Consider the following 21,395-nt stretch of genomic DNA (forward strand, 5'->3'; position numbering starts at 1 on the left):
CGCTGTGAGCCCGCCTCAGGGGCGGTCCGCGTACGACCCTGGGAGAGCATCCGTGACCGACCACGACGAGAGCCGGCGGCCGACCCCGCGGCACACACCCGACCTCGAGGTCCTGGACGAGATCCAGCGGCGGGTGGGGTGGCTCGCCACGCGGATCGTGGACGCCGCCAACCACGACCGCGACACCGGTGACGGGGTGAAGGTCGGCGGGCACCAGGCGTCGAGCGCATCGCTCGTGACGGCCATGACGGCCCTGTGGTTCGCGCATCTGAACGCGGCCGACCGGGTCGCGGTCAAGCCGCACGCGTCACCGGTCTTCCACGCCATCCAGTACCTGCTGGGCAATCTCGATCGCTCCTACCTGCCGCGGCTGCGGGCACGCGGCGGCCTGCAGTCCTACCCGTCGCGCACCAAGGACCCCGACGAGGTCGACTTCTCCACCGGATCGGTCGGGCTCGGCGTGGCCGCTCCTCTCTTCGCGGCGGTGACGCGCCGCTACGTCGACGCGCACTTCGGCGAGCGGCCCGCCTCGCGCTTCGTCGCCATCCTCGGGGACGCCGAGCTCGATGAGGGCAACATCTGGGAGGCGGTCGCCGATCCGGCCACCGCCGGTCTCGGCAACGTGATGTGGCTCGTGGACTTCAACCGCCAGTCGCTCGACCGGGTCGTACCCGGTGTGCGCATCGACCAGTGGCGCGGCCAGTTCGAGGCGGCCGGCTGGCACGTGGTCGAGGTGAAGTACGGCCGGCGGCTGCGGGAGGCCTGCGATCGCCCGGGCGGCGAGCACCTGCGGGCCTGGATCGACGCCATGCCCAACGAGCAGTACCAGTCGCTGTTCGGCCCGCTCGGCGACGACCTGCGCAAGCGGTTCCTCGACGGGGCACCGGCGGCGGTACAGGAGATCGTCGCCGGGATCCCGGACGCCGAGCTGGCCCCACTGGTGACCGACCTCGGCGGGCACGACCTCGGCGCCATGCTCGACGCGTACGCTCAATGCGACGCGGTGACCGACCGCCCCAGCGTCGTGTTCGCCTACACGGTCAAGGGATGGGGACTGCCGATCGCGGGCAACCCGCGCAATCACTCGGCTCTGCTGTCCACCGAGCAGATCGACACGCTGCGGGCCGAGCGCGGGCTGGACCGCGACACCGAGTGGGACCGGTTCGACCCGGCGTCACCCGCCGGGATCTTGGTCGGCTCGCGGCGCGAGGCGATGGCCCGCGCACCTCGCGAGCAGGCGCTGCCGATCAAGGTGCCCGAGAGCACCGACGTGCGCACCAGCAGGCCCATTTCGACCCAGGAGGTCTTCGGCCGGGTGCTGGTCGACCTGGCCCGCGACGAACGCGTCGCGCCGTACCTCGTGACCACCGCGCCCGACGTGGCGACCTCGACCAACCTGGCCGGGTTCATCAACAAGACCGGCGTGTTCGCCCCCACGCAGCGCCGGTCCTGGAACGAGGACGGGATGCTCCGCTGGGCCGAGGGTCCCTCGGGTCAGCACATCGAACTGGGCATCTCCGAGATGAACCTGTTCCTGCTGCTCGGCCAGCTCGGCCTGTCCTGGGATCTGTCCGCCCAGCCGCTGCTGCCGGTCGGCACGGTGTACGACCCGTTCGTGCTGCGCGGGCTCGACGCGTTCCTCTACGGCACCTACTCCGGGTCGCGGTTCATCGTGGCGGGTACCCCGTCGGGTGTCACCCTGGCCCCGGAGGGCGGCGCGCACCAGTCGACCATCACCGCCTCGGTCGGCCTGGAACTGCCCGGCGTGACCTTCATCGAGCCCGCCTACGCCACACCGCTCGACTGGCTGCTGTGCGACGCGCTCGGGCACATCGCCGCGGGTCCGAGCTCGACCACCACGGCGACCCCCGCCGAGGACGGCGCGTACTACTTCCGGCTCACCACCCGTCCGGTCGACCAGGCGCCCTTCGAGGCCGCGCGCGCCCGGATCGGCGACGCGGTACTGCGCCGTCAGGTGCTCGCCGGCGCCTACCGGCTGTACGACGCCCATCACGCCCACCCCGAGCTCCGTGCCGCCGGAGCCCCCGTGGTGCATCTCGCGGCGTCCGGCGCCGTGCTGCCCGAGGTGCTCGCCGCCGCCGAGGAGCTCGCCGACGAGGGCATCGCGGCCCACGTGGCCGACGTGACCTCGCTGGACCGGATCTACACCGCCTGGCAGCGCACCCTGCGCCAGGGCGTACGGACCGCCGCCGCGCCGAGTGTCCCGGGCGCGCTGCGCACGGTGTTCGGCGATCGCGCGCCCGTGGTGACGGTGCACGACGCGGCGTCGCACGCCATGGCGTGGCTCGGTTCGGCGCTCGGCACTCCGTGCGTGCCACTGGGCGTCGACGAGTTCGGGCAGTCCGGCACGGTGCGGGAACTCTACGAGCTGCACGACCTGTTGCCCGGCAGCATCGTCAACGCAGCGCTCGCCGCACTGTCACTGTCGTGAGGCACGATGCGGCGGGTGAGGGATCAGCCGCGGATCGACAGCCGATCGAGCAGGTCGAGAGCGGCCTGCCGTACCGGCTCGGGTTTGACCCCGCCGAGCACGCTACGCGCCTCGGCGAGGCTGCGGGTGGTCGCGCAGGTGACGGCCACGGAGCCGGCCGCGGCCTGCTGTACTGATCCGGCGGGCGCGCCATCGGCGATCTCGCGTGCGCTCGCTGCGAGATCCAGATTGTCGCTCGTGCCTGAGGCGGTCAATGGAGCTCCTTGCTCTAGCGGCTTGCCACCATTGTCCGCTGTATCCGGCCGCCAAGTCGCGCCGGGGCGGAACCTTGACCAACGCGCGGGTTTGCCCGGGAGCGACCGGCCGTGTCGATGACCCGCCGCCCGCTCCGACCTCCCCGATGAAGGGCATCCGCACAGGGTGCCATCACCGTGCGCGAAGGAGTTCCGATGCCGAAGATGTTCTCGTTCATGATGACGTCCCTCGACGGCTACCACGCGGGCCCGAACGGCGAGATCGACTGACACAACGTCGACGCCGAGTTCGGTGAGTTCGCCGAACGGCAGCTCGACGAGATCGGCACCCTGGTGTTCGGCCGGGTCACCTACGAGGGAATGGCGTCGTACTGGCCGACGCCCGAGGCGAAGAGCGGCGACCCGGTCGTGGCCGCGGCGATGAACGAGCTCCCCAAGGTGGTCGTGTCCCGGACGCTCGAGCGGGCCGAGTGGTCCGGTACACGGTTGATCAAGGATGACGTGGCCGGCGAGATCGCCCGGCTCAAGGAGCAGCCCGGCAAGGACATCGCGATCTTAGCTCCGAGCTCACGGTGAGCCTTCTGGAGATGGGCCTCGTCGACGAGCTCCGGGTCATCGTCGCTCCGGTCCTCCTCGGCGCGGGACGGTCGCTGTTCGCCGGAAGCCGGGTCGACCTGACGCTGACCGGCACCGTGCGGTACGACTCGGGGAACGTCCTGCTCTATTACCGGCCCACCGCGCGGTCGTAGGGGGCACCGTCGGCGGCCGGGGCCGGCAGGGCCCCCACGTCGTGGGTGTAGAGCCAGGCGGTGGCGCGCTCGTAGACGCGCGGGATCACGATCGGCATGATGAGCCGCTGCATCCGGCGGCCGACCGCACCGGTCGTCTTGGTCGCGCGATTACCGCCGTCCGCCTTGGTCATCTTGGCGACGCGCGTGCGGCGTGACCGGTCGTAGCCGGCGAGCGCGGCCGGGATCGAATCGGCCGTGGCCAGTTCCCTCGCGAGCGCCACGGTGTCCTCGAGCGCCATCGACGCGCCCTGGCCCGAGCCCACCGGGTGCGCGGCGTCGCCGATGAGCACGGTGCGGTCGTCGTGCCAGGTCGGGACCTCGGCCAGTGCGTGCATGAGGGTCGGGCGGTGCAACCGGGTCGTCGCCCGCAGGACGGCTCGGGGCGCCTCCTCGAAGCGGTAGAGCCTGCCGAGCCGGGCCGGCCACTCGGCGTCGGTGAGCCCGTCGGGCTCCGGGCGCCGGGGGCTGTTGACCTGTGCCGACCACCACACCGTGCCGTCGGGGGCGGGCAGGTAGAGGAAGGCGCCGTTCCGGGCGAAGACCATGTTGAAGACGCCGGGCTCGATGTCGACGCCTTCGGCCTCGACGCCCTCCGCCACCCCGGACACGCTGTAGAGCCCGCCATAGGCAGGCGTGGGGGCGGACGGGTCGAGGATCGACCGGGTGGCCGACCAGATGCCGTCGGCGCCGACGAGCAGGTCGGCGCTCGCGGTGCGCCCGCCGGCGAACTCGGCGTGCACGCCGTCGGTGCCGTTGACGGCGGCCACCAGGCGTTCGCCCGTGACGACCCGGGCACCGGCGCGCCGTGCCTCGTCGCGCAGTGCCCCCACCAGGCGGCCGCGCATCAGCGTGACGCTGCGCAGGGGGTCGGCGGACACGCGCCCGCGGGGGACGTCGCCCAGCAACGCGCCGGTACCCGACCACATGCGTTGCCGGGCGACCTCGAATCCCGCACGCCGGACCTCGTCCAGGCAGCCGAGGGCGTCCAGTGCCCGCAGCCCGTTGGCGGCCAGGCTCAGGAACGAGCCGACCTGCCCGGCGGGCGGGTCGTACGCCTCGTACACGGTGACCTCGGCACCGATCCGCCGCAGCGCGATCGCTCCGGCCGCTCCCGCCACGCCTCCGCCGACCACGATCACCCTCACGAGTCCTCCCGAACTCTGATTCACCGAATCTCTATTCGGTGAATTCTGGTTCAGTATGGGTACTGTCGTGGCACCGCGTCAACAGGAGGACCGAGGGTGGGCGTACGAAGAGCGCGGGCGGCCGAGACCGAGGTCGCCCTCAAGCAGGCGGCGCGGCGGCTGTTCGTCGAACGCGGCTACCTGAACACCAAGATCACTGACATCACGCGGGAGGCGGGGCGCGCCACCGGCTCGTTCTACGACCACTTCACGAGCAAGGAGGACCTGCTACAGGCCCTGCTGCGCGACATGGACACGCAGGCCGACGCCGAGATCGGAGAGGAACATCCCCGTGACCACGACCTCACCGACCCCGGTCAGCTCCGCGCCCATGTCGCCGTCGCATGGACCGTCCTGCGCGACCACCTGCCGGTGGTGGTGGCCGTACTGCAGTCGACCATGGCCGAGCAGCACGGCTCGGGCCGCGCCTGGCGGAACCTCACCGCCGAGACGGCCGTCCTGCGCGACCACCTGGAGTACCTGCGAGAGCGCGGTCACGCCCTGCCCGGCGATCCGGCACTGGTCGCGGCCGCGATCGGTGCGATGATCTCGATGCTCGGCTACTCGTTCCTCACCTCGGGCGAGCACGTCCCGGAGCTGAGCGACGACGAGATCATCGACACGCTCAGCGCTCTGCTGCTGCACGGCCTCGCCGGTCAGGTGTCCCCAGAGTCGTGAGCGGGGGCGGTCGTCGTTCAACCTGCACCGTGGCCGGCCGACGCCGTCGTCAGGCCGGCGGACCGGCGGGGGCGGAGACCGACTCCAGATAGCCGGCCACCTCGTCCTGCCGGAAGTACCGGGCCCAGCCGAGCGGGGTCTCCGAGAACCGCGGGTCGCGCACGCTCAGGTCGGCCCCACGCTCGACGAGCAGCCGTACGACCTCCAGCTCGCCCGCGCCGGCCGCGGAGTGGATCGCGGGGACGCCGTCGGCCGGGTCCACCTCGAACCCCGCGTCGGCCAGCAGGCGTACGACCCGCCAACTCCCCGCGGCCGCGGCCTGGCCGAGCATCGCCGGATGGGCATCGCGCAGGCCCGGATCGGCCGCGAGCAGCGACTTCACCTCCTGGAGATCGTCGCCCAGGCACGCGGCCACGAAGGGCTCGCGCGGCCGGGTCGCCTGGTAGAGGTCGCGGAGCACGCCGACCTCGGCGCCGTGATGAATGAGCTCGTCGACCTCGTGCAGGATGAAGGCCGCGCGGGTGTGCTCGGCGTAGGCGCCCGCAATAGGGCCCATGGGCTCGGGCAGCGCGGCCTCGTCGGCCGCGTCCACGTGACCGCGGAACAGCGCGTACGCCTGGTCGAGCCGTTCGAGCGCCTCCGCCGCCGTGCCCGGCGCACCCTCGCGGCCGGGCGCCGCCGCGGGTGTGACGCCGAGCCACGTGGCGTTGCGCTCGCCGCTCAACAGGTCGATGAGATGCGACAGCCGCCACGCGATCGTGGTCAGCGGCGCCGGCTCGGGCGGCAGCGGTGAGCCGTCGGCCCGCCAAGTGCCGTCGCCGGCGGCGCGGACCGTCCAGCAGTAGGGCGCCGGCTCCCAGAGGTACTCCTCGTCGGTCAATCCTTCGACGCGGGTGCGCAGTCGCTGCCAGGCGGTGTCGGAGAGATCGAGGAGCTCGCTCTTGAGTCTCATGGCGAAACCGTACGATCGAGCGCGGACAGGGACGGTCCTCTTTCGGGTTCCTGTTCAGGCGACCTACCCGACCTACGCGACGGACGGCCAGAAGTCCGGTGCTCATCCGGCGACGGCCGTCGGGGAGCCCTTCGCACAGCTGAGGTCCGTGGCGGGAAGGGCACCGTCGCGGAGGTAGGCGTTGACGGAGTCGTTGACGCACGCGTTCCCGTACCGGGGGTACACGGCGTGGATGCGGGCACCGCGCAGAGTGAGCAGCCGCGATCCGGTCATCAGGCGGCGCAGGGCCAGGCCGTGCCGGTAAACCGTGCGGGTGTCACCGGTCGCAGCGATGATCAGTGCCGGGACGTCGTTGCGCACCCGGGTCGGTTCCTCTCGTGGCGGCTCCGGCCAGAAGGCGCAGGGGCTGATGTTGTTCAGCAGGGGTCCGGTGACCGGCTGTCGCGAGCGAGCGGCTTCGATCTTCGTCCAGTACGACTCCGGGTCGCGGTGCACCGCCCGGTCACCACAGAGGATGGCCGCCTGTGAACTGCCGGACCGCGAGTCCGCGCCGGTCAGCAGTGACTCCAGCGCGGCCCTGAGCCCGTCGGTGGGCTCGGCCGGCCGGCCCGCGGCGGCGTCCCTGAGCACACGCACGTTGGCGGCGAGGTTCGCGGCGGCCTCGTCACGGTCGTCGTCCAAAGCGGCGAACAACAGGAAGGGGACCATGTGCTCGTCCACCCGGAGGTCGGCACCGACGCGGAGCGGGCGCCTCGCCGCGACCCGGATGATCCGCTCCACGGTGGCGAGCACGGCGCGCCGCGTGGCGCCCAGACCGTACTCGCCGTCGCGCCGCGCGGCCCAGGCGGCCCAGTCGCGCAAGGCGGCCTCGTTGGCCGGGGCGGCGTCGGCCAGCATGTCCTCGGCCCCGTACCGGCGCGGATCGACGGCACTGTCGAGCACGAACCGGTCGGTGCGCCGAGGGAACATCTGGGTGTAGACCGCGCCCAGATAGGTGCCGTACGAGGCCCCGTAGTACGAGATCCGCCGCTCCCCGAGTGCCGCGCGGATGACGTCCATGTCCCGCACGATGTTCCGGGTGGTCATGTGCGGCAGCAGGTCGGGGTGGCGCCGCGCGCACCTGTCGGCGAGATCGCGTTCGAAGGCGGCCATCCGGTCGAATCCCGCGCGGTCCAGCCCGGCCGAGCGGGTCCAGACGCCGGTCGGCCAGCCGCAGTCCACCGCCGTGCTGCGCCCGCTCGATCTCGGGTCCATCCCGATCAGGTCGAACCGTGGCCCCACGTCGCCCATGAGCGAACGGACGTACGGCGGCAGATCCATCGACCCGCCGCCGGGGCCGCCGCCGTTGAGCAGCATGGTCCCGATCCGGTGCGCGCCGTCGGCGGCCTTGAGCCGGGACATCGCCACCGTGATGGTGCGGCCGCCCGGATCGGAATAGTCGAGCGGCACCGTCACCTCGCCGCACTGTGCCCCGGCCCGGTCGAGCTCCTCGCCGAGCCCGTCTTCCGGCCCCTGCCGGCATGCCTTCCACGCGATGCGCTGCCGGTGGAACCGGGTCGCTTCCGGACCGGCCTCGGCGGCAGGGCCGATGGCGGGCCGGGTCTCGCCCGGCGAGGCGGCGGACGGGCGGGTCGTGGTGACACCGGCGGTGGCCAGTGCCGCGGCGGCCAGCCCGGCGGCCAGCGCCCTGTTCCGGATGGATCTCGTTCGGTTCATGTCGCCTCTCGGTCGTTGCGTCTTGGGTCGTTGCGTCTTGCGTGATCCGGCCGCGCTTCCCCGGTGGTGTTCCGGCCTCCCGCGCGGGCGAAGGGCCCGGCGATCAGCGCCCGCCGCACAGGGCGGCCTGGACGGCGTCGAGCATGGTCCGGTGGGCTTCCGCCGAGTCGATGTTCTGGTTGAGGACGAGCTGCACCCGCCTGCCGTCGGCGGTGATCCCGCCTGCCGTGTCGTATCCGGGCACGGTGCCGCCGTGGCCCCAGTACCGGCCGCCGCATCTCAGCGGGGTGGAGAACAGGCCGAGGCCGTAACGGGCGCCCGGCCAGGTCCGCTCCGGATCGGCGGGCACCGTGCGGACCATCTGCGCGAGCCGGACCGGTGGCAGCAGCCGGCCGCCGAGCAGCGCGGCGAAGAACCGGTTCTCGTCGGCGAGCGTGGACACCAGCGCGCCCCCGGCACCGCCGTACGACATGTCGAACTCGGTGACGTCGGTCCGGCGGGTGTCGCCGCCCGCCTCCGTCACCAGCGTGTAGCCACGCGGATGGGGGCCGCGGATGCGGGTGGAGCCGCCGGGCCAGTAGGTGCCGCGCAGGCCCAGCGGCCGGATGATCCGGCGGGTGACCTCCTCGGTCACCCCGTGTCCGGTGACCTTTTCGATGAGCATCCCGGCGATGACGTAGTTGGTCGTCGAGTAGTTCCACGCGGAGCCCGGGCGCGGCAGGGCGAGTGCCACCGCGACCTGCTCGCGCGGCTCGAAGCGGCGGAACCGGAACGTGTCGAGCCGGGTCCAGTCGAGCGCGGAGACGTGATCGGGCAGGCCGCTGGTGTGCCGCAGAAGCCCCCGGACAGTGATCGCCCGGCCGTCGTGACCGTTTCCCCGGATCAGGCCGGGGAGGTAACGCTCCACCGGAGCGTCGAGCTCGACCAGCCCCTCGGCGGCGAGCTGAAGCACCACGGTCGCCGTGAAGGTCTTGGTGGTGCTGCCGATCCGCACCCGCTGCCCGGCGGACATCGGGCGGCCGGTTCGCACATCGGCCACTCCGCTCGCCGAGGTCCAGCGACCACATCCCGGCCCGGCCACCTCCACGGCCGCGCCGGCCAGCCCGTACGTCCCGGTCAGGGTGTCCAGGGCCCGCTGGACCGCCCGGCGGTCACCACAACCGTGCGCCGGTCGCCCGCCGACCGGCCGGGTGCTCTCCCCGGTGACGGCGGCGCCGGTGACGGTGGTCGTGGCGGCACCGGCCGGGGTGACGGCGATCGCGGCGGCGGTGACGGTGGTCGCGGCGGCCAGTGCCAGAACCGACCCGGCTCTCGGCACGGTCCGCCTGCCCGTTCGCCGTCCACGCCGCGTCATGGGCGCCTCACCTGATCTCTCCATGCCGAAAAGGAGATCGCGGCGGAGCGGTCGCGGTCACTGGCGGCAGATCCCGTCTCGGTACTAGTGCCAGCACTAGTGCCGAGGCGGTGCGGGCTCCGGTAGCTTCGTCACCGTGGCATCCGTGCCCAGCACACCGTGGCGGGCGATGGCGGGCAGTCCGCTCCGGTTCCTCGGCTCCGAATGGCCGTGGCGCTCACTGGCCTACCTGCTCAGCGGGTCGATGCTGGGTTCGGCGTGCATGGTGGCGGTGGCCGCCCTCGCGTTGTTCGGCATCGCGCTCGCCCTCATGGTCGTCGGTCTCGCGCTGCTGGCGGGCCTGGCCGTGATCGGTGTTCCGGTCGCCACCGTGGAACGGTCCCGGTTGCGGCTCATCGATCCGGTCCCCGTGACGGGAGCACATCGCACGCCGGCCGGCCCGGGACCGCTCGGCTGGATGCGCACCAGGCTGAGCGAACCGGCGACCTGGCGCGAGCTGGCCTACACGCTGCTGCTGTCGGCCGGCCTGTGGCCGATCGACCTACTCGTCGCGGGCGGCGTTCTGGTGCTGATCGGCGGGCTGCTCTTCGCGGCCGGTGCCGCGCTGATCAATCCGGAGACCGAGGCGACGCTGCTGGTGTTCTCGGCGACCGGCCCGCGGGCGACGGCCGTCGCGCTGCTCCTGGCGTCGCTGGTCGCCGTCGCCGGCGCCTACCTGGTGACGTTCGTCGCGGCGGGGCACGCGGTGATCGCACGGACGCTGCTCGGCTCTCGCGAGGAGGAGCTCGGCGCGCAGGTCGCCGAGGTCTCCCGGTCACGCGAGCGGCTGGTGAACGCGTTCGCCGCCGAGCGCCGCCGGATCGAGCGTGACCTGCACGACGGCGCACAGCAGCGGCTCGTCTCGCTCACGATGAAGCTGGGGATCGTCCGGGTGGAGCTGCGCGACGCCGGCGACGACCTCGCGGCCCTGCTGGCCGGCGCGCACGAGGACGCCAAGCGCGCGCTCGTCGAGCTGCGCGAGATCGTCAACGGGGTCCATCCGCAGCTCCTCACCGATCGCGGCCTGCCGCCCGCTCTCACCGAGCTGGCCCGCCGGTCGGCGGTGCCGGCCGAGGTCGAGGTTCGCCTGCCCGGACGGCTGCCCGACGACGTCGAGCACGCCGCCTATTTCGCGGTCAGTGAGGCGCTCACCAATGTCGTCAAGCACTCGCACGCCGCCCATGTACGGATCAGCGGCCGGCTGAGCGACGACGTCGTCCTCACCCTCGAGGTCGAGGACGACGGTGTCGGCGGAGCGGCCGTGCGCGCCGGCGGAGGGCTGGAGGGCCTCGCCGACCGGTTGGCCGTCGTGAACGGGACGCTGACGGTGTCGAGCCCGCGCGGCGGGCCGACCGTCGTCGGCCTCGCCATCCCCTGCGCCCCGGGCGCGGATGGTCCGTACGGCATGACGACCGGGGCGGCATGACTGTCCACGGCCGGGCCGTGCTCCGCCCGGTACCGGTGCCCGGAGGCGCCCGTGCCCGGCGGTGCCGTTCATCGTGAGCCGCGCAGGTAGGCGAGGATCGCCATGACCCGGCGGTTGTGGTCCTCACTCGGCGGCAGATCCAGCTTGGCCAGCAGGTTGGCGATGTGCTTGCTCACCGCGGCCTCGGTGACCACGAGCTCCCGGGCGATCGCGGCGTTGGACCGGCCCTCGGCCATGAGCGCGAGCACCTCGCGTTCCCTTGCGGTCAGGCGCCGGAGCGGATCCGCCCGATCTCGCAGCAGCTGACGGACCACCTCGGGATCGATGACCGTGGCACCGCCGGCCACCTGCCGCAACGCCCCGAGGAACTCGGCGACGTCCCCGATCCGATCCTTGAGGAGGTAGCCGACGCCGGCGGCGCCGTCCGGCTCGAGCAACTCGGCGGCATAGGTCCGCTCCACGTACTGGCTGAGCGCCAGCACGGCGAGGCGGGGGTGCCTCGACCGCAGTGTCACCGCCGCCCGCAGTCCCTCGTCGGTGAAGCTCGGCGGCATCCTGACATCGGTGATCACCAGATCCGGCTCGTGCTCCTCGACGGCCGCCATCAGCGCTTCGGCGTCGCCCACCGCCGCCACGACGCGATGGCCGAACCGTTCGAGCAGCCCGGCCAGCCCCTCCCGCAGCAGCACACCGTCCTCGGCGAGCACGACCCGCACAGAGTCCTCCGCACGCACCCGATCTCCCTGCTGAGCCGTCGAACCGGCCGCCGTCACGTGGCGCGGCCACCGAGCCGGTACCGGCCGCAGACCGATCATCTTCGCGGAAGCGTCCGTACTGACCGCACCCGATCATCCTCGCGGAAGCGTTCCGTGTCCGGGAGCAGTCCAGGCCGTCTCCTGATCGTTCAGCCGCCGCGCAGCAGGTCGGCGATGGTGCCGATCCCGTCCTGGATCGCGTCGGCGGTCAGGTTGCCGTACCCCAGGACGAGCCGCGCGGGCTCCGGCTCGGCCGGATGCCGGTCGACGCGGTAAGAGCCCATCCCGTACAACCCGACGGACCGGCGGCGGGCCTCCTCGACGACCGCGCGTTCGTCCGTACCGACGGGAAGCAGGGCGACGGTGTGGAAGCCCGCGGCCAGACCGCGCAGCTCGACCGCCGGCGCGTGCCGCCGGAGCGCTTCGACCAGGGCCGTACGCCGCGCGGCGTAACGCAGGCGCATATGGCGCAGGTGGCGGTCGTAGCGGCCGGACCGCAGCAGGTCGGCGAGCGCGAGCTGATCGATGATCGGTGAACCGCGGTCGGCGAACTCCTTGTGATGGGCGACGGCGGCCGAGAGGCGGGGCGGGCAGAGGATCCAGCCGAGCCGAAGGCCCGGTGCCAGTGACTTGCTGACCGAGCCGATGAGCGCCACCCGGTCGGGTGCGAGTCCATGGAGGGCGCCGACCGGCTCGCGGTCGTACCTGAACTCGGCGTCGTAGTCGTCCTCGACGACCGTCGCGTCGTGCGCGACGGACCAGGCGATGAGAGCCTGCCGCCGGTCGGGCGCCAGCACCACGCCCGTCGGCGACTGGTGCGCGGGCGTGAGAACCACGGCTCGCGCACCGGTCGCCGCCAGCGCGCCGACATCGATGCCGCGCTCGTCGACGGGCACGGCCACGATGTCGAGGCCCAGCGCCGCGGCGATGGCGCGCTGGTCGGGGTCACCGGGGTCCTCCACGGCCACCGTGCGCACACCCTCGGCGGCCAGCGCCCGCAGGACGAGTTCCAGGCCCTGCGCGTAGCCCGCGCAGATGATCGTGTGGGCGTCGTCCGCGGCGGCGGCGCGGACCCGCCGGAGATACGCCGCCAGCACCTCACGCAGCGCCGCGTCACCGTACGGGTCGCCGTACCCGAGCAGCTCGACGGGCACGTCGCGGCAGGCCCGGCGCAGGGCACGGCTCCAGTCCTCGCGGGGAAAGCTCGACAGATCGGGCCGGCCCGGCCGGAAGTCGACCCGGACGACCGTGGTGGCCTCGGGCCGCGACGGCCCGGCCGTCGCCGCCTGCGCGGCGCCCGCCACCCGGGTGGCCGCTCCGGGGCGTGCGACGAGGTAGCCCTCCGCCTGCAGCTGCGCGTAGCACTCGGTCACGAGACCACGGGAGATGCCGAGGTCCCGGGCGAGGCTGCGTGAGGAGGGGAGCCGTTCGCCGGTGCCCGGCCGGCCGGCCCGGATGGCGGCGCGCAGCGCGTTCTCGAGCTGGTCGCGGAGCGGTTCTGGACGATCCCGATCGATGTGGAGCAACAGCTCCGGACCTGAACCGGTCCACTGTATCGACACAAAACTGGACCTTACCGCTGAACCGGTTCCGCCCTACGGTCTGATCATGGAGCACGAGAGAAACCTCGACCGGACCGCTTCGGCGGCCCGCGTCGGCGTTCGCCCCACGACCGATGGTGGTCGCCGGCCGATCCTGAGCCGTCCGATGATCCTGCTGTTGCTCGCCTCGATCGGCTCACTCGGGAGTTTCTACCTGCTGCTGCCGGTCGTCCCCCTGCTGACCGCCAATGGCGGGGCCGGCGGCGTGGGCGCCGGGCTCGCCACCGGGGCCCTGATGCTCGGGACCGTGCTGACGGAGTTCGCGGTGCCCCGCCTCATGGGCAGGTACGGATACCGCGCGGTCATCGCGCTCGGCCTCTTCCTGCTCGGGGCGCCCGCCCTCTTGCTCATCGCATCGCTCTCCTTGCCCTCGGTGCTGGCCGTCTGCCTGCTGCGCGGCGCGGGGCTCGGGATCGTGGTGGTGGCCGGTGCGGCCCTGATCGCCGAACTCGTGCCGGCCGAACGCCGCAGCGAGGGGCTGGGACTGTACGGCGTGGCGGTCGGCGTCCCGTCCATCGCGTGCCTGCCGCTGGGCCTGTGGGTGCATGCTGAATTCGGCCACCGGCCCGTTCTCGTCGCCGCGGCCGCGTTGTCGCTGCTCGCGCTCGCCGCCGTACCGGGCCTGCCCGGCCGGTCCGGACCGGCCGGGTACCCTGGCGGCGTCCTCGGCGCCCTGCGCATCGACGGGCTGGCCGGGCCGGCGTTCGTGTTCGCCGCGGTCACGCTGGCCGCCGGTGTACTGCTGACCTTCCTCCCGCTGGCGGTGTCGGACGGGTCAGGGCGGCTGGCGGCGGTGGCGCTGCTCGCGCAGTCGTGCGCGACTCCGCTCGCCCGCTGGCTCGCGGGCTGGTACGCCGACCGGCATGGCTCCACCCGGCTGCTGGTGCCCGCCGTGGTCTCCGCGGCGCTCGGCACGGCGGCACTGGTCCGGGTGGACAGCCCGGTAGCGGTGATCGCGGGCATGGGGTTGTTCGGGATCGGGTTCGGCGTGGCCCAGAACGTGACCTTGGCCGTCATGTTCGAGCGGGTTCGCGAGGCCGACTTCGGCCGGGTGAGCGCGCTGTGGAACCTCGCCTACGACGCCGGGATGGGCGTCGGCGCGGTCGGCTTCGGGCTGCTGGCCGGGCCGGTCGGCTACCCGGCCGGGTTCGCCCTCGTCGCCCTTGTACTGTGCGCCGCTCTCCTCCCCGCATGGCGGGACCAGCGGAGAGCAGCACGCGCGCTCGTCACGCCCTGAGGAAAGCCCGGCCTCACTACCGACCGACCCCCTCGCTCATGACCGGTCGGCTGCGCCGCGCTACCGTCGAGACGGTTGTCAGCAGCGGGAGGACACATGACGCGGGTCGACGTGGCGGTGGTGGGTCTGGGACTGGCCGGATCGGCCGCCGTGTGGGCGCTGTCCCGCCGCGGCCGTACCGTCGCCGCCTTCGAGGCCTTCCAACCGGGTCACCGCAGGGGCAGCTCGCACGGCAGGTCCCGTATCTTCCGCCGCGCCTATCCCGACGCGCTCTACGTCGAGCTCACCGGCCGGGCGGGCAGGCTGTGGAACCGGCTGGAGGAGGAGAGCGGGGAAAGCCTGCTGGACCGCATCGGCGGGGTGGACCACGGCGCGAACGGGGAACCCGAGCTGATGGCCGGGCTGCTCGCCGACGCCGGCGTGCCGTTCGAGCTGATCCCGCCGGATGCCGCCGCCCACCGCTGGCCGGGGATGGCCTTCGAGGGACCGGTGCTCTTCCATCCCGAGGCCGGAGTCGTCGACCCCGAGAGGGCGATGGCCGCCATGACCCGGCTGGCCGCCTCCGCGGGCGCGGACCTCTCGTACGGCACCCGCGTGGACGCGCTGGAACCGTACGACGACGGCGTTCGCGTGCGCACCGCCCGGGGGACATGGGACGCGCGTACGGTCGTGGTGGCGGCCGGGGCATGGACCGAACACCTGCTGGCCGGTCTGGTGGAACTGCCTCAGCTCACCGTCTCGCAGCAGCAGGCGTTCTTCTTCGCCCCGCGCGAACCCGGCGCCTGGCCGACCTTCATCCGCGAAGACGAAGGCGCGGTGTACGGCCTGCCCGAGGGTCCCCTGGTCAAGGTCGCCGAGCACGGCGGCGGCGGGGTGACGACGGCCGAGGAGCGCGACGGGATCGTGGATCCGGCCGCGCGCGAGCGGGTGACGTCGTTCGTACGCCGATGGCTGCCCGGCCTCGACCCGGCTCCGAGAGACGAGCTGACCTGCCTCTACACGTCGACGCCGAACGAGGACTTCATCCTCGACCGGCACGGCCCGATCGTCGTCTGCTCGCCGTGCTCAGGACACGGCGCCAAGTTCACCCCGCTCATCGGCGAGGCCGCCGCCGACCTCGCCGACGGCCTGCCGCCGATCGACGAACGCTTCACCCTCGCCGCGCACCGGAGGCCAGAGAGCTGATCCCCGCTCGGGCCGCCGGCATCATCACTGGTTGATCACGGCCGGGTCCGTGACCCGGCCCAGGCGGCGGAGCCGTACGGCGGCCACCGTCATGAGGATCGCGCTGGGCAACAGGAACAGTCCGATCGACGCGGCACCGGCCAGCACGAACAGCCAGAGCAACGTGGTCGCCGCCGCAGCGGCCCAGCGCCGTACCGCGCCTGTCATCAGGAGCGGAAGCGCGCAGACCACCACCGGGACCGACACCACCATCGCGACCGCCCAGCCCTCCTGCTGGACCAGGTTGCGGCGCTCCGTACGGACGGTCGTCACCGTAACCGGGCCGGGCTCGGCGGAGGCCGAACTCGCCGGCACCGGACCGCTTTGCGAACTGCCGCCGGCACTCTCGCTCAACGGCAGGAACAGCAGCGCCAGAGCCACGGCGGCCGACACGAGCACCGCCGCGACCAGCCACCGGGTCCCCGGCTCGTACGGCATTCGCCCGGTCGCCTCTCCGTGCATGGTCCCTCACACCCTTCAGGCCATCACCACGGAACAGGATTAACGTAAGTGCGCACATCGGCGTTTGTCACCCGTGACCACTGGACCCCGACCACCGACGTACGCAGCATCACCCGTGCGTGGTCGCGTCTGCGGTCTCCGTCCGTCTGTAGGAGTTGATCAGTCGGGCGAGGTGTCGGCCGGCGATCCTGAGCGGCTCGTCGCTTCTGGATACCTGCGCGGCGAGTTCCGCGCCCTCGAGAGTGTTGATCACGGTGTGCGCGAGCTCGAGGACGTCGTCCTGGTCGATGTCGCTCTGGCGGAGCTTGTCCGCGACGATGCCTCGCCAGTGTTCGAAGGCCTCGGCGACGGCCTGCTGGATGTCGGGGGCGCGCCCGGCGGTCTCGAGGGCGGTGGCCGTGATCGGGCAGCCGTCGAACCAGTCGGAGCCGCGCAGGTGCACGCCGAGCGTGCCGGTGCAGGCAATGATCGCCTCGGCCGGGTCGTCCTCGCCGGCCAGCGCTTCGTGCAGGATGTCGGCGAACTCCCGGTCGGCATGGCGGACCGCCTCAGTCGCCAGCTCTTGCTTGCCGCCAGGGAAGAAGTGGTAGACGGAGCTGAGCGCGACGTCGGCTTCCCGGGAGATCTGCTTGATTCCGGTTCCCTCATAGCCCTGCCGCTGCATCAGTCGTGAGGTCGTCCGGACGATCCGCTCTCGGGTGCCGACGGCGGCGTGCGGACGGGCCGGTGGAGCGGCGTGCCGAGTCATGTCCTTCATCTCACCACAGTACTGGTTGGAGCGTTCGTTCCAACGCGTGCTAATCTCTGGGTAGAACGTTCGTTCCAGACGCGTGCCTGGTCTGGTCGCGGCGTTCAGCCCAGTAGGGGAATCACACGGCCGCCGGGACCCGTTCCGGAGCGTTCGCCGACCACCAAGGCGGCGGGCGGCCTCGGCTTTGGCCACGTGTTCGCAATGACAGTCGAGGAGCAAGAGCATGAGACAAAAGCGCGTCACCGCCAACGGGATCGACTTCGCATATCTGGAGGAGGGCGAGGGGCCGCTGGCGTTGTTGCTGCACGGTTTCCCGGAGGCCCCGAGCATGTACCGGCACCTGATGCCCGTTCTCGCCGAGGCGGGTTACCGGGCCGTCGCCCCGTCCATGCGGGGTTTCGCCCCGACCCAGGTCCCGCCGGACGGCAGCATGCGTGTCGCCGACCTGATCGCCGACGCCAACAGCCTGCACGAGGTGTTGGGCGGCGACGCGAACGCGGTGATCGTCGGGCACGACTGGGGCGGCTTCGCCACCTGGGGTGCCGCGGCCCACGCACCTGAACGCTGGTCGAAGGTCGTGGTGGCCGACGTCCCGCCGGTGCGGTTCTACGAGCGCAAGGCCACAGATCCCGTACAGATCCACAAGAACAGCCACTTCTACTTCTTCCAGATGGGCATAGCGGATCAGATCGTGCCCGTGAACGACTTCGCCTATCTCGACTGGCTCTGGCAGCACTGGAGCGGGTCCGTCCCGGGCTTCGACTCCACTCCGGACCGACAGGCGGGGAAGGACAGCCTGCGGGCGCCGGCCAACCTGCATTCGGGCCTCGGGCTCTACCGCGACAACTTCCACCCCGCGACGTTCGGAACCGACCAGTGGGAGATGGGAGCCGTACTGGCCTCGCTTCCCACACAGCCGACCCTCTACCTGCACGGCAGCGAAGACCCCGTGGTCGACGAGGCGATCCTCGCCGACATCGTTGACGCGCTGCCCGCGGGCTCGGACGGCGTCCTCCTGGAAGGCGTGGGCCACTTCCCGTTCGTGGAGAAGCCCGCCGAGGTCAACGAGCGGATCCTCAAGTTCCTGGCGGCGTGAACACCACGACCTTGACGAGGCCTCGGCGGCGCGCCCGGTAAGACGGATGTCCCAGTCGACCCGGCGCGGTCGGCACGTCGTCGAGCCCGGTCGTGGCAGGGGGCGGGATGCATTCGCGTCCCGCCCCCTGCCGCGTCTCGCCTGCACAGCGACGCGCATTCCCACGGCATGTGGTGACCACCCACTTGCGCCGTGCCCGCACAGCGTCACCCACTTGCACGCCACCGACGAGAGGCACCATGAGATCGCGGACAACCTCAGCGCGACGGCGTACACCGAGCCAAGATGTCGGGCAAGAAGCAATCGGGCAACCTCCGGCGGGGGCACTCCGGCTCCGGGAAGCCCAGGGCACGCCCGTACCGGTTGTCTGTGGTGAAGGCGGAAGCCTTATCTTCCCGCCCAGTCAAGTTCGGGGGCCATCGCGGACGTCTCTGGGCAGTCCGTTCAATTCATACAGCGCACGCCCATGGAAACCGTCGAATTTGTAGGTCACACCCGGCCTTCCCACTCCGGCGGGATGCACCGCACGAAGGCGTCCTCACGTCCCTGGAGCGCGTCCTGGATGGCCACCTCGTACCCAGGCCGGGCGTAAGCGATCGCACGCGAACGCCACTGCCGCAGCAGGGTCTGTACCTGCTTGAACCGTGCGAGGTCGTGGGCGGCGTCCAATGCGTCGTCGTATTCGGCTCGAAACTCCTCCCGATGCGACGGCGGGAGCGCGTCGAAGATCGCGGCCCGGATCGTCGCCGGGGTCGTGTGGCCTGGCAGGCCCTGCGGGCTGGGCCGTCATGCGGCCAAATCTAACCCTGCCAGTAGACGAGTACCTTGGATTCGCGCCCGCACGGATCGCCGTACGGATGGCTGGGCAGAGCCGGGGACGCCCAGCCGTGCACCATTGTGTGATTCTGGGATTCTGGGATTCTTCCGGTATGACCGATGGCTGCCCTTTCTGTGAGATCGGCGCTGGGAACGCGGACCAGGATCTGATCGTGCTTCGGACCGAACGGGTCTTCGTCGTGCCCTCCTTGAAGCAGCGGCTCTCGAGTCCTGGTCAGGTCATCGTCTGCCCCATCGAGCATGTGACCGCCTTGCACGCGGTGGACGCATCCGTGCTGGCGGAGGTGTTCGGCGTGGTGACTCGCCTCACCAGTGCCGCTCCGATGGCCTTCGGCGCCTTGGGGACGACCGTGCTGAACAACAACGATGCGCCCGATCAGGTGTTGCGGCACCTTCACGTTCATGTCATCCCACGCTGGGCTGGAGACGGCTTCGTGATTCCGAATCCGGACGATACCCCCGCACCCCGAGAACTCAGGGCCCGGCTTGCCGCACAACTCCAGCGTGCCTTGACGTGAGCAACCGTCATGACGCGTGGTGGCTGACCGGGTGACTGTCGGTGGAGCAGGGCAGCGAGCGGCGATGTCGTAACGCGCGGAGGTCTGATGGCCATTGACACTTGACGGGCGGGGCTTGATCGGCCATCTCGGAGCCTGAGTGCCCCGCCGGAGGCATGTTCGAACCTCGACCACGTGAGGCCCGGAAGCGGGGCGGCGGCGAGTCCCTGTGACCACGGATCTGATTGAGTTCTTGCATGGTGTTGGGAGCCAGCGGGATGCTCGCCTGGTGGCTAAGAAGCGCACCAAGAAGAAACGCAAGAAGACGAAGCTGAACGAGCCACTCCGCATAGCGTGCAACGGGTGTTCCGGCTCGGGCGGGCGCATGGATCACATGGGGCTTGGCAGCGGCGGCCTGTACTCCTCTCCCGAGCACCCCCGAGTCTGGGTGCCGTGCGCACGGTGCAAAGGACGCGTATCTGTGATGGCGCGCAAGAGTGAGGCGGCGGCGCGGACCCGACGGCGACGGCCAGAGTGACGCCGGCCAGCGCGATGGGCGCGGCGCGCCGCCGTTCTTGATCTCAAACAGCTGAATTCAGCAGTACATGGCAACACTACTGACCGATCGCCTGGAGCCCACCCCACAGGTCGTTCAGCTTTCCTTGGGGATCTGCTCCAGGATTGCCGCGAGGTCATCGCCGGTCGCTTCTGTGTACTGCTGCTGAACCGAGAACGGAATGCGCCCACTTGGCCGCACCTTGATTCCATTCTCAGCAGCCCAAGCCCGGAGCCTTGCAATATGTTCACGAATAGCGATGCCGCGGGCGTATTCAGCATCGCTTTCCCATTCTTCTTGCTCGTAGGGATCGGACATGAGATGGACTATATCGAGGCCAAGCCAGGTCAGCCATGTCGACGAGACCTCGGCCACGACCGTGACGTGAACGTCTTCGCCTTCGGCCACGAGCTGTTGGGCCAGGTGGTGAACGATGGTGGACTTCCCGGCCCCGCTCGGTCCGTCGATCGTGATGAACACGCCGCGCGGGTGATCAGAAAAGGGTCGCAGTTTCATCCTCGCCGTTCCTTGTGGGTTGGTCGCGCAGCTCTTCCAGGCTGAGCGGGCGGGTGTCGGGCAGCGTGGCCAGCCGTACGAAGAGGCGGGCGGTGACCATGGCGTCGTAGGTGGAGCGGTGAGGCGTGAGGGCATCCGGCAAACCCTCAGCCAGCTTGAACACCTCGACCAACGCGCCGAGCTTGTAGCTGTCCTGATCAGACAGGAGACGACGGGCGAGCTTGAGCGTGTCGAACACTTCGGGCGTGGTCCAGTCACCGAGCTTGCGCCGAAGAACACCAAGGTCAACGTGCGCGTTGTGGGCGACGATGGCGTCCGCAGCCAACGCGCTCAGCACCTCGTCCTCGATGTCGGCGAACACAGGCGCGTCGGCCACGTCCTTGTTGGTCAAGCCGTGGATGCGAGTGGCGAAGTGCTTGATGGGTTGATCGGGCCGAACCAGCCAGCTCGCCGGCTGTCCGATGATGCCGCCGACAATGGGCACCGCGGCCAACTCGACCAAGTCGGGCGGCTGGTGTCCGTTGCCTTCGACGTCCACCACCGCGTACCGAAGGCTCGTCCATTCAGTCACCTAACGTGCCGTCCTTCCATCCGATGTCGGCCCGACCATGCCGCCGCTCACGGTGCGGATGACGCACGTCGTGAACCTGGAAGCCGAGCGCGTGTTGCAGGTAGTACCGCGGCTGTTCCGTCTCCAGCCCGGACACCACGGTCGCGTGCTCGGTGATGTCCGCGACCACCAGACCACGAGCCTCGTGCAAGTTGGCGGCGACCTTCCGTACCCGGTCGGCGGACGGTACACGGTGAGCGCTGGCGCACAGCTCAAGCTGGCTCAGCGGGCAGATGTCACACAATTCACGGATGCCGTAGTGGCCGTTGTAGTCGGGCAGACCATGGGCGTATGCCACGCCACACGAGGTCTTGCGGAACAACGGCGCGGATGATGAGAAGGCCGCGAGGATGCGCTGCTCCAAGGTCTCCGGCACGATCTTCTGCCGTGCCGTCTCCTCGTAAGGC

At 71.1% G+C, this 21,395-nt stretch carries 22 protein-coding genes; 9 read left to right on the forward strand and 13 right to left on the reverse strand.

Annotation, left to right across the window (positions count from 1 at the left end; all coding sequences use genetic code 11):
* Positions 1-52 precede the first annotated feature (52 nt).
* Positions 53-2,452 carry a thiamine pyrophosphate-binding protein gene (locus HKK74_RS23760; RefSeq protein ID WP_187245541.1) on the forward strand — a complete coding sequence of 800 codons (2,400 nt, stop codon included), beginning with the start codon at positions 53-55 and terminating at the stop codon, positions 2,450-2,452.
* A gap of 23 nt (positions 2,453-2,475) precedes the next feature.
* On the opposite strand, the gene HKK74_RS23765 is transcribed toward HKK74_RS23760, so the two are convergent.
* The gene (locus HKK74_RS23765) at positions 2,476-2,706 is read right to left on the reverse strand and encodes a hypothetical protein (protein WP_187245542.1); all 231 of its coding nucleotides are present in this window, start codon (positions 2,704-2,706) and stop codon (positions 2,476-2,478) included.
* Positions 2,707-3,039: 333 nt separating this feature from the next.
* Here HKK74_RS23765 and HKK74_RS23770 point away from each other — a divergent pair, with 333 nt between their 5' ends.
* Positions 3,040-3,282: a dihydrofolate reductase family protein gene (locus HKK74_RS23770; RefSeq protein ID WP_187245543.1), complete on the forward strand. Its 243-nt coding sequence runs from the start codon at positions 3,040-3,042 to the stop codon at positions 3,280-3,282.
* Entirely contained in the window at positions 3,279-3,455 is a 177-nt protein-coding gene (locus HKK74_RS23775) for a dihydrofolate reductase family protein (protein WP_187245544.1), read from the forward strand. Before HKK74_RS23770 ends, HKK74_RS23775 begins: the two co-directional genes overlap by 4 nt.
* Here the strand turns inward: HKK74_RS23775 and HKK74_RS23780 are convergent.
* Entirely contained in the window at positions 3,431-4,642 is a 1,212-nt protein-coding gene (locus HKK74_RS23780; protein WP_187245545.1) for an FAD-dependent monooxygenase, read from the reverse strand. The genes HKK74_RS23775 and HKK74_RS23780 overlap by 25 nt on opposite strands.
* A gap of 96 nt (positions 4,643-4,738) precedes the next feature.
* Between HKK74_RS23780 and HKK74_RS23785 the strand changes: the two genes are divergently transcribed.
* Positions 4,739-5,359: a TetR/AcrR family transcriptional regulator gene (locus HKK74_RS23785; protein WP_187245546.1), complete on the forward strand. Its 621-nt coding sequence runs from the start codon at positions 4,739-4,741 to the stop codon at positions 5,357-5,359.
* Between the two features lie 49 nt (positions 5,360-5,408).
* Here the strand turns inward: HKK74_RS23785 and HKK74_RS23790 are convergent, their stop codons facing one another.
* From HKK74_RS23790 to HKK74_RS23800, 3 genes are all read right to left on the reverse strand, one after another.
* On the reverse strand, positions 5,409-6,311 hold the full coding sequence (locus tag HKK74_RS23790; protein WP_187245547.1) for an ankyrin repeat domain-containing protein: 903 nt from the start codon (positions 6,309-6,311) through the stop codon (positions 5,409-5,411).
* Between the two features lie 102 nt (positions 6,312-6,413).
* A complete protein-coding gene (locus HKK74_RS23795; protein ID WP_187245548.1) occupies positions 6,414-8,027 on the reverse strand; it encodes an alpha/beta fold hydrolase in 1,614 nt (537 codons plus the stop codon).
* Positions 8,028-8,130: 103 nt separating this feature from the next.
* The gene (locus tag HKK74_RS23800) at positions 8,131-9,381 is read right to left on the reverse strand and encodes a serine hydrolase domain-containing protein (RefSeq protein ID WP_222722650.1); all 1,251 of its coding nucleotides are present in this window, start codon (positions 9,379-9,381) and stop codon (positions 8,131-8,133) included.
* Between the two features lie 145 nt (positions 9,382-9,526).
* Between HKK74_RS23800 and HKK74_RS23805 the strand changes: the two genes are divergently transcribed.
* Positions 9,527-10,846: a sensor histidine kinase gene (locus tag HKK74_RS23805; RefSeq protein ID WP_312881703.1), complete on the forward strand. Its 1,320-nt coding sequence runs from the start codon at positions 9,527-9,529 to the stop codon at positions 10,844-10,846.
* 68 nt (positions 10,847-10,914) lie between these two features.
* Here the strand turns inward: HKK74_RS23805 and HKK74_RS23810 are convergent, their stop codons facing one another.
* A complete protein-coding gene (locus HKK74_RS23810; protein WP_312881704.1) occupies positions 10,915-11,580 on the reverse strand; it encodes a response regulator in 666 nt (221 codons plus the stop codon).
* Positions 11,581-11,750: 170 nt separating this feature from the next.
* Positions 11,751-13,163 carry a MocR-like pyridoxine biosynthesis transcription factor PdxR gene (gene pdxR, locus HKK74_RS23815; RefSeq protein WP_187245550.1) on the reverse strand — a complete coding sequence of 471 codons (1,413 nt, stop codon included), beginning with the start codon at positions 13,161-13,163 and terminating at the stop codon, positions 11,751-11,753.
* 46 nt (positions 13,164-13,209) lie between these two features.
* Between pdxR and HKK74_RS23820 the strand changes: the two genes are divergently transcribed.
* Entirely contained in the window at positions 13,210-14,439 is a 1,230-nt protein-coding gene (locus HKK74_RS23820) for an MFS transporter (RefSeq protein WP_187245551.1), read from the forward strand.
* Positions 14,440-14,535: 96 nt separating this feature from the next.
* A complete protein-coding gene (solA, locus tag HKK74_RS23825; RefSeq protein WP_187245552.1) occupies positions 14,536-15,624 on the forward strand; it encodes an N-methyl-L-tryptophan oxidase in 1,089 nt (362 codons plus the stop codon).
* Positions 15,625-15,648: 24 nt separating this feature from the next.
* Here solA and HKK74_RS23830 read toward each other — a convergent pair whose 3' ends face one another.
* Positions 15,649-16,125 carry a hypothetical protein gene (locus HKK74_RS23830; protein ID WP_187245553.1) on the reverse strand — a complete coding sequence of 159 codons (477 nt, stop codon included), beginning with the start codon at positions 16,123-16,125 and terminating at the stop codon, positions 15,649-15,651.
* A 109-nt stretch (positions 16,126-16,234) separates the two neighbouring features.
* Positions 16,235-16,882, reverse strand: a complete 648-nt coding sequence (locus HKK74_RS23835; RefSeq protein WP_246491917.1) for a TetR/AcrR family transcriptional regulator — start codon at positions 16,880-16,882, stop codon at positions 16,235-16,237.
* 217 nt (positions 16,883-17,099) lie between these two features.
* Here HKK74_RS23835 and HKK74_RS23840 point away from each other — a divergent pair, with 217 nt between their 5' ends.
* On the forward strand, positions 17,100-17,972 hold the full coding sequence (locus tag HKK74_RS23840) for an alpha/beta fold hydrolase (RefSeq protein WP_187245554.1): 873 nt from the start codon (positions 17,100-17,102) through the stop codon (positions 17,970-17,972).
* 489 nt (positions 17,973-18,461) lie between these two features.
* Here HKK74_RS23840 and HKK74_RS39230 read toward each other — a convergent pair whose 3' ends face one another.
* Positions 18,462-18,740: a DUF6247 family protein gene (locus tag HKK74_RS39230; protein WP_222722670.1), complete on the reverse strand. Its 279-nt coding sequence runs from the start codon at positions 18,738-18,740 to the stop codon at positions 18,462-18,464.
* Positions 18,741-18,901: 161 nt separating this feature from the next.
* Here HKK74_RS39230 and HKK74_RS23850 point away from each other — a divergent pair, with 161 nt between their 5' ends.
* On the forward strand, positions 18,902-19,327 hold the full coding sequence (locus tag HKK74_RS23850) for an HIT family protein (protein WP_187245556.1): 426 nt from the start codon (positions 18,902-18,904) through the stop codon (positions 19,325-19,327).
* A 631-nt stretch (positions 19,328-19,958) separates the two neighbouring features.
* Here HKK74_RS23850 and HKK74_RS23855 read toward each other — a convergent pair.
* From HKK74_RS23855 to HKK74_RS23865, 3 genes are read right to left on the reverse strand one after another with little or no spacing between them, the layout of a single operon-like run.
* Complete coding sequence (locus HKK74_RS23855) at positions 19,959-20,378, reverse strand: Lsr2 family DNA-binding protein (protein ID WP_187245557.1); 420 nt, start codon at positions 20,376-20,378, stop codon at positions 19,959-19,961.
* Positions 20,356-20,949, reverse strand: a complete 594-nt coding sequence (locus HKK74_RS23860) for a 3'-5' exonuclease (protein ID WP_187245558.1) — start codon at positions 20,947-20,949, stop codon at positions 20,356-20,358. Before HKK74_RS23860 ends, HKK74_RS23855 begins: the two co-directional genes overlap by 23 nt.
* Positions 20,942-21,352: a hypothetical protein gene (locus HKK74_RS23865; protein WP_222722651.1), complete on the reverse strand. Its 411-nt coding sequence runs from the start codon at positions 21,350-21,352 to the stop codon at positions 20,942-20,944. The genes HKK74_RS23860 and HKK74_RS23865 overlap by 8 nt, the downstream gene beginning before the upstream one ends.
* Between the last annotated feature and the right edge of the window lie 43 nt (positions 21,353-21,395).

Source organism: Actinomadura alba, assembly GCF_014323705.1.
In the GTDB taxonomy this organism is placed as follows: domain Bacteria; phylum Actinomycetota; class Actinomycetes; order Streptosporangiales; family Streptosporangiaceae; genus Actinomadura_C; species Actinomadura_C alba.

Excerpts from the sequence above, each read along its gene's own strand:
- HKK74_RS23830 (WP_187245553.1), bottom strand. The coding sequence starts at position 16,125 with ATGCACGGAGAGGCGACCGGGCGAATGCCGTACGAGCCGGGGACCCGG.
- HKK74_RS23820 (WP_187245551.1), top strand. The coding sequence starts at position 13,210 with ATGGAGCACGAGAGAAACCTCGACCGGACCGCTTCGGCGGCCCGCGTC.
- solA (WP_187245552.1), top strand. The coding sequence starts at position 14,536 with ATGACGCGGGTCGACGTGGCGGTGGTGGGTCTGGGACTGGCCGGATCG.
- HKK74_RS23855 (WP_187245557.1), bottom strand. The coding sequence starts at position 20,378 with ATGAAACTGCGACCCTTTTCTGATCACCCGCGCGGCGTGTTCATCACG.
- HKK74_RS23790 (WP_187245547.1), bottom strand. The coding sequence starts at position 6,311 with ATGAGACTCAAGAGCGAGCTCCTCGATCTCTCCGACACCGCCTGGCAG.
- HKK74_RS23835 (WP_246491917.1), bottom strand. The coding sequence starts at position 16,882 with ATGAAGGACATGACTCGGCACGCCGCTCCACCGGCCCGTCCGCACGCC.
- HKK74_RS23850 (WP_187245556.1), top strand. The coding sequence starts at position 18,902 with ATGACCGATGGCTGCCCTTTCTGTGAGATCGGCGCTGGGAACGCGGAC.
- HKK74_RS23795 (WP_187245548.1), bottom strand. The coding sequence starts at position 8,027 with ATGAACCGAACGAGATCCATCCGGAACAGGGCGCTGGCCGCCGGGCTG.
- HKK74_RS23800 (WP_222722650.1), bottom strand. The coding sequence starts at position 9,381 with ATGACGCGGCGTGGACGGCGAACGGGCAGGCGGACCGTGCCGAGAGCC.
- HKK74_RS23840 (WP_187245554.1), top strand. The coding sequence starts at position 17,100 with ATGAGACAAAAGCGCGTCACCGCCAACGGGATCGACTTCGCATATCTG.